Annotated in this window: 8 protein-coding genes; 2 read left to right on the top strand and 6 right to left on the bottom strand. The window is 59.1% G+C overall.

The annotated features are described in order from the left end of the window. Window positions 1-79: 79 nt before the first annotated feature. The 3 genes from NW842_RS06940 to rpoD form a co-directional block, all read right to left on the bottom strand. Window positions 80-871 carry an adenosylcobinamide-GDP ribazoletransferase gene (locus tag NW842_RS06940; RefSeq protein WP_414332560.1) on the bottom strand — a complete coding sequence of 264 codons (792 nt, stop codon included), beginning with the start codon at window positions 869-871 and terminating at the stop codon, window positions 80-82. Further along, entirely contained in the window at window positions 847-1104 is a 258-nt protein-coding gene (locus NW842_RS06935; protein ID WP_148202754.1) for a hypothetical protein, read from the bottom strand. Before NW842_RS06935 ends, NW842_RS06940 begins: the two co-directional genes overlap by 25 nt. A gap of 105 nt (window positions 1105-1209) precedes the next feature. Next, a complete protein-coding gene (rpoD, locus tag NW842_RS06930) occupies window positions 1210-2421 on the bottom strand; it encodes an RNA polymerase sigma factor RpoD (protein WP_414417736.1) in 1212 nt (403 codons plus the stop codon). Window positions 2422-3069: 648 nt separating this feature from the next. Between rpoD and metH the strand changes: the two genes are divergently transcribed. Further along, window positions 3070-6744: a methionine synthase gene (gene metH / locus NW842_RS06925; RefSeq protein WP_414417735.1), complete on the top strand. Its 3675-nt coding sequence runs from the start codon at window positions 3070-3072 to the stop codon at window positions 6742-6744. A gap of 91 nt (window positions 6745-6835) precedes the next feature. Here the strand turns inward: metH and NW842_RS06920 are convergent, their stop codons facing one another. Next, a complete protein-coding gene (locus NW842_RS06920) occupies window positions 6836-7627 on the bottom strand; it encodes an ABC transporter permease (RefSeq protein WP_414417734.1) in 792 nt (263 codons plus the stop codon). Between the two features lie 460 nt (window positions 7628-8087). On the opposite strand from NW842_RS06920, the gene NW842_RS06915 reads away from it, so the two are divergent. Further along, a complete protein-coding gene (locus NW842_RS06915; protein WP_414417733.1) occupies window positions 8088-8852 on the top strand; it encodes a TIGR03943 family putative permease subunit in 765 nt (254 codons plus the stop codon). 22 nt (window positions 8853-8874) lie between these two features. Here the strand turns inward: NW842_RS06915 and apcB are convergent, their stop codons facing one another. After that, window positions 8875-9378: an allophycocyanin subunit beta gene (gene apcB, locus NW842_RS06910; protein ID WP_011433791.1), complete on the bottom strand. Its 504-nt coding sequence runs from the start codon at window positions 9376-9378 to the stop codon at window positions 8875-8877. A 239-nt stretch (window positions 9379-9617) separates the two neighbouring features. Next, window positions 9618-10517 (bottom strand): tRNA pseudouridine(55) synthase TruB, encoded by a 900-nt coding sequence (gene truB, locus NW842_RS06905; RefSeq protein ID WP_414375200.1) that lies wholly within the window; start codon window positions 10515-10517, stop codon window positions 9618-9620. Window positions 10518-10538: the final 21 nt, after the last annotated feature.

Below are 10538 nucleotides of genomic sequence, written 5' to 3'. Positions count from 1 at the left end.
TGTTTGGAAACAAACAGAATGCTATCGCTGCATAGTTGAACAGTGATGTTCAGCAGTGTTCAGCGTAAATGTATCAGATTCATGATGGCCCAATAAGGGATCCCCACAGCAATGCTATCGCTTCTGACCATTCCACCGTAGCTCCGTAGGTATCGCCCGTGTGTCCTCCCAACTGGCGGTAGATCCAGTAGCCCACGGCCCAAGCCCCCAGAGCGGATCCCAGCGTCCAGAGCAGCAAAGGGGGCCAAGCCAAGATCCCAGCCCAGCCCAACCCCCCGGTGATGGCCAGCACAAGCAGAGTGCCCGGCCACAGGGATCCCGGCAAGGAGGTGGAGTCCTTGAGGAAGCGGGCGGATCCCTGCTCTCGCAGATAGGGGTACAGGGCAATGGCGAGCAACTGGCCCCAACGCCCCCAGGCGGGCACCAGCAGCAAGAGGGGCCAAGCTCGAACGCTGCTCAGGGCAGCAAATTTCAGCAGCAGCAGCAGCACCAAGGCCAGTACCCCATAGGCCCCGGTGTGGCTATCGCTCATCACCTGCAGACGGCGGGATCCCTCCGGGTCTGCCTGGGCTGCCGGTTGCGGATCCCCTGTGTGGGGAGGCTTGTGGACATTGATCGCCAAGCCATCGGCAGTATCGGCCACCCCGTCCAGGTGCAGTCCACCGGTCAAGAGAACCCACAGGGCCAAGAGCAAAGCGGCCCGCACCGGATTGGGGAAAACCTGCAGCAGGATCCCAGCCAGGGAGAGGATCCCGCCCAGCAACACACCTACCCCTGGCAGCCAGGCGGCAATGCCCTCAAACGGCAAGTCTCCGACCCACCCCAGAGGCAGGGCCGTGTAGAAAGTCAAGGCTGCCCAGAAGCGCCGCAATCGCTCAGTCCTTGAGTCTGTGTAAAGGGATCCGCCAATCCAGCCCTCTGGGAGAGAAAATAGGAATCCTTGCGAACGGTGCGCCCCACCACAATGGTGAGCTTGACAATGGTGAGCTTGGCCACCAAAGCTCCGATGGCGCCCACCGCGGCCAACACCAGAAAGAGGGCTGCTTTTTCAGAAAGACTGGGATCCGCGGAGTCTGGTTCGAGTTCATGCTGAAGATCCTCCATCGCGCGGGTTGGCAGTTCCAACTCAGTCTGCCTTAGGGGGCCGGGAACTCTCTTGGATCCCTTGCCCCGGCTCTCCCTGAGAGCTAGAAGGAATGGGCCCCAGAGTCACCGGATGTATTCCTTCAACACGCTGTTGCGGTTGGGGTGGCGCAACTTGCGCAGAGCCTTAGCCTCGATCTGCCGGATTCGCTCACGGGTGACATTAAAGATCTGGCCGATCTCCTCCAGCGTTTTCATGCGGCCATCATCCAAGCCGTAGCGCAACTTCAACACATCCCGTTCGCGGGCGGTGAGGGTTTCCAAAACACTTTCCAGATCTTCTCTGAGCAAGACTTTGGCCACCCGATCCTCCGGCGTCTCCCCATCCGACTCGATAAAGTCTCCCAGCCGAGAATCCTCTTCCTTGCCGATGGGGGTTTCCAAAGAGATGGGAAGCTGGGCCGACTTGGCGATAAAGCGCAACTTCTCGATGGTGATCTCCATGCGGGTGGCGATCTCCTCTTCGGTGGGCTTGCGGCCCAATTCCTGGGAAAGCAACTTGGTTACCTTTTTGATGCGGGAGATCGTCTCGTAGAGGTGGACAGGCAGGCGAATGGTGCGGGATTGGTCGGCAATGGCGCGGGTGATGGCCTGTCGAATCCACCACGTCGCATAGGTGGAGAACTTGTAGCCCTTCTCGTGGTCGAATTTCTCGGCTGCCCGGATCAGGCCCAGGGATCCCTCCTGAATCAGATCTTGAAAAGACAGGCCCCGGTTCATGTACTTTTTGGCGATGGACACCACCAAACGCAGATTAGACTGCACCATCTTTTCTTTGGCCCGCCGCCCCCGATGCAACCGCCGCCGAAATTCCGGCAAGGACATCTTGACCTCTTCTGCCCAGAGGGTGTCCGGCACCTCTTCTGGGTCTGACCAGAGGCCCATACGCTGAAAAACGGCCTCGCGAGCGCGCTCTAGCTCCAGCAGATCGGCAATTTTTCGGGCTAGCTCGATTTCTTCATCGGCCCGCAGCAGCCGGATACGCCCAATTTCTTGCAAATAGACCCGGATAGAGTCATCGGTGTAGGGCTTTTTCTTACTGGCCGCCTTGCGCTTTGAGCGACCTTTGGCACCGGCGGCGGCAGTCTCTCCATCCTCCTCTGCTGCCTCTTCGTCGTCGTCATCCTCATCAAAAGCATCAGTGTCACCGGTATCCAGTTCGCTCTCGAGGGTATCTGTCTCCGTGTCCAACTCCAGGGTGCCAGAAGGTGGATTTTCCAGATCCGATTCGAGAAGAGCTGTTTGACCAGATTTCACCAATTCCTTTGCTTGAGCCATGCTGAGTTCCTCGTGATCCTAATCACAGACAACTAAAGGTGACTAAGGGAGCTTAGACGCCAAAGGGAGAGGAGCAAGTTGCAGCCCTGCTGCATCCCACAACGCCAGAGTGAGGGAGCCGATATCCGCAAGCCAAAGCCTGAGTTGCCCTAGGCAAGCCTGCCCGCTTCTGGATAACCAATTGCTCGGGTCAATCTGGAAGCAGATATCGCTCATGGGGCTCAACTGAACTGGCGCAAGACCCGTCATCTTGGTGGGCGGAACCTCTCAAGATGGCGAGAGGTGGATCTTTCTCTTCGCCAATCCTGCGACGGAGTGCGAGGCACTTCACTGGGGGGGCGGAACATTCAGCACCTCAACCACTCCAACCCGCGAGGAGAAGATCGCTCTACAGCAGGCGGCAAGTGACCCTGGGAGGAACACTTGCGAGCAACTGTAGCCGTTCACACCAAAACGTCTTCCCTAAATTAGCCCGACCTGGGGGAAACAGCAACGGGGCAGGCAAAGAAAATGTTAAATTCGCCTCAACAATGGCCAGAATGGAAGCCCTGGCCAGGGATCCATCCTTCGGCCTAGTCCGAGCAAATGGCTCGATGCTAACTTAAATCAGACTCTAGGTCGATGACACCCTGCCTGACTTTGACTTCTATGACCCATCCCTTCCTGCAGCATCTCCAGGAACGTGTGATTGTCTTTGATGGGGCGATGGGATCCTCCCTCCAGGCCCAGAACCTGACGGCAGCGGATTTTGGTGGGCCGGAGCTGGAGGGTTGCAACGAGATGCTGGTGCTGACCAAGCCGGAGGCGGTGGAGCGGGTACACCGCGGCTTTCTGGAAGTGGGGGCCGACGTTGTTGAGACCAATACCTTTGGGGCTACCTCCATCGTTTTGGCCGAATATGGGATCCCGGAAAAAGCCTACGAGCTGAACGTGGCGGCGGCGCGACTGGCCAAGCGGGTAGCAGCCGAGTTTGCGACGCCGGAAAAGCCCCGTTTTGTGGCCGGCTCCATTGGCCCCACCACCAAGCTGCCCACCCTGGGGCACATCAGCTTTGATGAGATGCGGGCTGCCTACGAGGAGCAGGTGCAGGGGCTAGTTGACGGTGGGGCGGATCTGCTGATCATCGAGACCTGCCAGGACATTTTGCAGACCAAGGCGGCCCTGGTGGCCGTGCAGCAGGAGTTTGCCCGACGCGGGATCCGCCTGCCGGTGGTGGTGTCCCTCACCTTTGAGGTGCAGGGGACAATGCTGGTGGGCACGGAGATCGGGGCGGCTTTGGCCATCCTGGAGCCCTATCCCATCGATGTGCTGGGCCTCAACTGCGCCACCGGCCCCGACAAAATGGTGGAGCACATCCGCTACCTCTCTCGGCATTCCCCCTTTCCCATCTCCTGCATTCCCAACGCCGGCCTGCCGGAAAACATCGGCGGCAAAGCCCACTACAAGCTCACGCCGGAGCAGTTGCGCTTCCACCTGGAGCATTTTGTGCGGGATCTGGGGGTAGCGGTGGTGGGAGGGTGTTGCGGCACCCGTCCCGAGCACATTGCCGCCTTGGTGGAAGCCGTGCAGGGGTTGCGGCCCAAACGTCGTAGCATCGAACGGATCCAGGCTGCTGCCTCGATTTATGCCCCTCAGCCCTACCTGCAGGACAACTCGTTTTTAATCATCGGCGAGCGCCTCAACGCCAGCGGCTCCAAAAAGATGCGGGAGCTGCTCAACGCCGAAGACTGGGACGGCCTGGTGGCCCTAGCGCGGGAGCAGGTGCGGGAGGGATCCCACATCCTGGACGTGAATGTGGACTACGTGGGCCGGGATGGCGTGCGGGATATGCGGGAGCTGGTCTCGCGGCTGGTTACCCAAATCCCAATTCCCCTGATGCTGGATTCTACCGATTGGCAAAAGATGGAAGCGGGCCTCAAGGTGGCGGGAGGCAAATGTCTGCTCAACTCCACCAACTACGAGGATGGGGAAGAACGTTTCCTAAAGGTGCTGGAGCTGGCCAAAACCTACGGCGCCGGGGTGGTCATCGGCACCATCGACGAAGAGGGCATGGCCCGCACCGCCGACAAGAAGTTCCAGATTGCCGAGCGCGCCTATCGCCAGGCGGTTGAGTACGGGATCCCGCCCTACGAGATTTTCTTTGACCCCCTGGCTTTGCCCATTTCCACCGGCATCGAGGAAGACCGGGCCAACGGGGCAGCTACCCTGGAGGCCATCCGCCGTATCCGCCAGGCTTTCCCGGAGACCCACATTCTCTTGGGCATTTCCAACATCTCCTTTGGGCTCTCGCCGGCAGCCCGCGTGGTGTTGAACTCGGTGTTTTTGCACGAGTGCCGCGAGGCCGGCCTGGATGCCGCTATCGTCAGTGCCGCCAAGATCCTGCCCCTGAACAAGATCCCCGCAGAGCAGCAGCAGGTGTGTCGGGATCTGATCTGGGATCGGCGGCAGTTTAACGCCGTTCGCGTTAGCGGGACGGAGTCCTCGGGCATTTGCACCTACGATCCCCTGGCGCGGCTGACGGAGCTGTTTGCGGGAGTTTCCAGCCAAGAGCTGCGGGCAGCCAGATCCCTGGCCACGCTGCCTCTGGAGGAGCGCCTGCGGCGGCACATCATTGACGGGGAGCGGATTGGCCTGGAGGAGACCCTGGCGGAGGCACTGCAGAAATATCCCCCCCTGGAGATCATCAACACCTTTTTGCTGGATGGCATGAAGGAGGTGGGGGAGCTCTTCGGCGCTGGCAAAATGCAACTGCCCTTTGTGCTGCAGTCGGCAGAAACCATGAAAGCGGCGGTGAAATACCTGGAGCCCTTCATGGAAAAGGTGGGAGGGGAAGTGTGCAAAGGCACTCTTTTGATTGCCACCGTCAAGGGGGATGTCCACGATATTGGCAAAAACTTGGTGGACATCATCCTCACCAACAACGGCTACAAAGTCATCAACCTGGGCATCAAGCAGCCGGTGGAGAACATCATCGAAGCCTATGAAAAGTACAAGGCCGACTGCATTGCCATGAGCGGCCTGTTGGTAAAATCCACCGCCTTTATGAAGGAGAACTTGGAGGTGTTTAACGAGCGGGGCATCACGGTTCCCGTCATTTTGGGAGGGGCTGCCCTCACCCGCCGCTTTGTGGAAGAAGACTGCCGCCAGACCTACAAAGGCCAGGTGATCTATGGCCGCGACGCCTTCGTCGATCTCCACTTTATGGATCGGCTGATGCAGGCCAAAGCTGCCGGACGCTGGGACGACCGGCTGGGTTTTCTGGATGACTTGGAGCAGGGATCCCCCTCTGCCAATGGCCAGAAAGAGGCTTCTTGGGTTCCAGAGGAAACGGATCCCAGCCTGCCCCCTGCGGAGACCACCGTGGGAGCTGCTCCCGCCCTCACCCTCTCCGAGTCCCAAGACACCCGCCGCTCTGAAGCCGTTGCCCTGGAGACCGAGCGACCCATCCCGCCTTTCTGGGGATCCCAGGTTCTCACCTCAGATCAGATCCCTTGGCCGGAAGTCTTCTTCTACATCGACAAGCAAGCCCTGGTGGCCGGACAATGGCAGATTCGCAAGCCCCGCGACCAGTCGGCGGAGGAGTTTGCCGAGTTTATCGCCACCCAGGTGGATCCGGTGATCGAGCGCTGGAAAGAGCGGATCCTGGCAGAAGATCTGCTGCACCCCCAAGTGGTCTACGGCTATTTCCCGGCGCAGGCGGAAGGAAATACTCTAATCCTCTTCGACCCGGCCAGCTTCCCCGAGCTGTTTGCCCTGGAGCCCGACTCCACCACCTACTTCCAACTGCCGACGGTCGAGCGGCCCCAGCTTTCTCCCCAGGTGCGGGAGCTGGCCCGCTTCACCTTCCCCCGCCAAAAGAGCGGCCACCGCTACTGTATCGCCGACTTCTTCGCCGCTCGCTCCACAGGATTGGTGGATGTTTTCCCCATGCAGGCGGTCACGGTAGGGGCAGAAGCCACCGCCTATGCCCAGCGCCTGTTTGCCGAAGGCCAGTACACCGACTACCTGTATTTCCACGGCCTGGCTGTGACCCTGGCGGAAGCCCTGGCAGAATGGTGCCATGCCCGCATCCGGCGGGAGCTGGGGTTTGGCCACGAAGATAGCCCCGACATCCGCAAGATCCTGCACCAGGGCTATCGGGGATCCCGCTATAGCTTCGGCTATCCCGCCTGCCCCAACATTGCCGACCAACGGATTCTGCTGCAGGTGCTCCAGGCCGAGCGCATTGGCCTCACCATGGACGAAAGCGATCAATTGGATCCGGAACAGTCCACCACCGCCATCGTTGCTTACCATCCGGCAGCCCGCTACTTCAACACTTAGGCTTAGGCCCTCATCTCCAACCTCTCTCAGGGGGAGAGGGGGAACTGTCGAGAACGGCTAGCGGGATCCCAGGCGGGAGCGGCTGTTCGCGTCAGCGGTGCGGAGCACTCCGCAGGGGGAAGCCCACGACCAAGATCAAGGTAACCAGAATGATCAAGGTGGAGAGGGCATTGATTTCCGGGGTAACTCCTCGTCGCGCCGTGCTGTAAATCAAAATCGGCAGGGTCTGGCTTTCGGGGCCACTGGTGAAAAAGGAGATGACAAAATCATCTATCGAAAGGGTAAAAGCCAGCAAAGCGGCAGCTTGGATCCCTGGCATGGCCAAGGGCAAGGTGACATAGCGTAGCTTTTGCCAGGTGTTTGCATAGAGGTCATAGGCTGCTTCTTCCAGGGCGGGATCCAAAAGTTGGAGACGGCTGCGCACCACAATAGCCACAAAAGCAATCTGAAACGTAATGTGGGCCAAGATCATCGTCCCCAAGCCCAGCTCAAAGAGGCCCGTGTAAAAGCGCACAAACTGGTAGAACAGCAGCAGCGCGATGGCCATCACAATATCGGGGACGATCACCGGCAACAGCATCAGCCCCTGCAGGATCTTTTTACCGGGGAAGCGATAGCGATACAGCCCATAGCCCAGCAGGGATCCCAGCAGCGTGCTGACCAGCGTGCTGACCAACGCCAGGACGAGGGTATTTTGCGTGGCCTGCCAGACCAGGGCATTCTGAAACAGGGAAAGGTACCAATCGAAGGTAAAACCTGTCCACGCCAGGCCAAAGCGGGCTCGGTTAAAGGAGTAGACGGCGATCAGCAGAATTGGCAGGTAGAGAAAGCCATAGATGGCATAGCTCACGCCCCGCAGCCAGGTGGGTATCCTTGCCAACATTCGGCCAACATTCGTGTGTGATATCTCAGTTGTCTCTATCCCACTGTAGAGCAGACCGCCAAAATTGCAGCAACTCCCTAGGCTTTATACATCAGCCTGCAACCCTGTCTATCACGCCAAAGTCCGTGCCAATGTGAGGTTATCTGTGGCTGGATTTGTTGAATTGATGATGGGATCCCTGAAGCTGTAAAGACGGCAATCAAAGAACGTGAGCCAAACGAAATGTTTTGCTGTTCGCGTTAGGGGGACGGAGTCCTTGCCTTATTCGGGCAACCCGATACCTGTGACTGGGAAATTGGCAGCACAGGCATTCCCCAACGCCGGCAGTGGGCACTTCCGCGAGGATTGCTAAACTTAGGCTCGGAGTGGTGTGAAAAAGCTGCAACCCATGCCCAAAAGCAGTTCTGGTCGTCTTCGAGAAAAACAAAATCCAGAGGAACCGCACGCGAAAACCAAGGGTATGTCTCGGCCTGTCGGTCGCGTCAGCGGGACGGAGTCCAAACCGTTGCGGTGGGGCAATACGGCCTACTGGGAGGCGGCTGGGCTGATGTTGCTAGGGATCCTGCTGATCGTCTATCGCTGGCGGGGCACCCTGCTGATGTTGATCAATCCCGGCTATGTGAATGTGGCGTTGTTGGCTGGGCTATGTCTGTTGGGCTTGGGGATTGGCCGTTGGCGAGGAGCCAAAGTCCCTTCTTCTGAAGTCCATTCCTCGCTACTGGGGCCGCGGCTGGGCGCAGGACTGTTGATCCTGACGGCCCTGCTGGGGTTTTGGGTCGAGCCACGCCCGCTCTCCAGCCAAACTGCCCTCAACCGAGGGGTATCTCCATATCTGGGAGCATCTCGTAGCCAGCCGCAGGCTTTTCGCCCCAAGCTCGACCCCCGTCAGCGTACTCTGCTGGACTGGGTGCGCACCTTGGATGTTTACCCGGATCCCTACACCTATGAAGACCAGCCGGTGCGGGTGCAGGGGTTCGTCATTCCTGACGAGCGACCCGACCACTTTGTTATTGCTCGGTTTTTGGTTAGCTGCTGTGCTGCCGATGCTTACCCCGTGGGCTTGCCGGTGCGCTGGCCAGAGGCAGAGCAATTAACTGCCGACAGTTGGCTGCGTCTGGAGGGGCGCATGGCCGTGGAGCAGCGGGATGGCCAATCTCAGTTGGTAATCGCTGCCGAGCAGGTGGAGCCGATACCGGTGCCGCCAAACCCCTATGCCGACGAATAAGAGCAGGCGCTTAGATATCGGTTTAGATATCGGTTTCGCTCAGCTTAGCGCTCAGGTAATCGAAGGGCTCGGCCACAAAGCTGTAGTCTTCGCCAGAGCCAAGCAGCTCCAGGGTGCGGGTTTTCATGTTTTGAATGCCAATCACCGTCGGGGCGATGGGCACACCGAGGGAGTTGTAGGTCTCCCGTAAGCCGGCCAAGACTCGCTCATCCAAAATGCTGTTGTCGGCAGCCACCAGCGCGTAGGAAGCGTAGCGCAAGAAGTAGTCCATATCCCGCAAACAGGTGGCATAGCGGCGGGTGGTGTAGGCGTTGCCTCCCGGACGAATGAGATCTGGCACCTGGGCGAACATGGCCGCAGCAGCCGTTTTGACGATATCCACCGAGTTGAGATTGATCACGTTCACGGCCTTGATGCGCCGCAGCCCCGAGTCATAAAAAGCCTTGAGCGCATCCATTGCCTCCCGATCCAAGTAGCGGCCCGTCAGGTCGTAGGTTTTGATCAGTGTGGTTACGGCATCCCGCATATCCCCAGCTCCATTCTTGTGACTTTATTTTGTAAAGTAGCTTGAGATGAAAAAATGAGAAGAGATTTTGCCGGACAACATCCAAAGGTCAGCCCTGGAGAATTGAACCAGAGCCCGGCAACGGCAACGCTTCAGGCTCCCCTTCGCCCTCAGAAGTTTAGCATGCGGGGGTTTCTTTCCCACTTCCCTCTGAGACAATGGCCAATGTTGTTACAAAAATGTAACCTTTCTGCAACACTCTAGGGATCCGGCGACAACACCCGCAGCGGCTTGAGCTGGCCTGCCTGACCATACCCCAAGCCCAAAAACTTGCCCGCCTCGTCCAGCACCCGCAAAGTAGGGGCATCGACAACAGGCCGGTCGAGGAGAATGGCCCGACCCTGCAGCCACTGCTTCGCTTCGGCGGAAGAGAGCTGTACCGCACCCCAATCGGCAAATCCCCACTCGATGGGCAGCAGGGCAGCAGCGGGATCCCCGGATCCCTGCCATCTCTCCAGCGGCAGGCTTTCTGTGATGCGAAAGGGGCCACTTTGCAGCCGTCGCAGCCGGCTCATCAGCCCTCCACAGCCCAATTTTTCCCCCACATCGCGGGCAAGGGCACGAATGTAGGTGCCGGGGCCACAGGCAATTTCTAGATCCACTTCCGGAAAGTCTCCGGCTCGCCAGCCCAGGATGCGCAGTTGCCGAATGACCACCCGTCGGGGTTCCAACTGGAGTTCTGCAGCCTCTACGCCGGCCCGGGCCAACTGGTAGAGCTTTTTCCCCTGCCGCTTAAGGGCGCTGTAGAGGGGCGGTACCTGCCAGATCTCGCCGGTAAACTCCCGCAAACACTGCTCCACCTGCTCGCGACTCAACCCAGGACAAGGGGATCCCACCCGGATCTGCCCTTCGGCATCGTCGGTGTCGCTGCGCTGTCCCAATCGGAAGGTTGCTTGATACACCTTATCCCCCGACAAAAACGACAAAAAGCGTGTTGCCCGTCCCACCGCAATCGGCAAAACCCCCGTTGCCGCCGGATCCAAGGTGCCCCCATGCCCCACCTTGCGGGTGCGCAAGACCCGCCGCACCACTGCCACACAGTCGTGGGAGGTGAGCCCCGCCGGCTTGTCCAGGTTGAGAAAGCCCTCCAGGGATCCCATGCCAGGCATAATATGCATCAA

Origin of the sequence: Synechococcus sp. R55.4 (genome assembly GCF_047461935.1) — a bacterium.
Classification (GTDB): domain Bacteria; phylum Cyanobacteriota; class Cyanobacteriia; order Thermostichales; family Thermostichaceae; genus Thermostichus.
The sequence above is the reverse complement of the archived record's forward strand: the minus strand, read 5'-3'. Positions and strand labels throughout refer to the sequence as shown.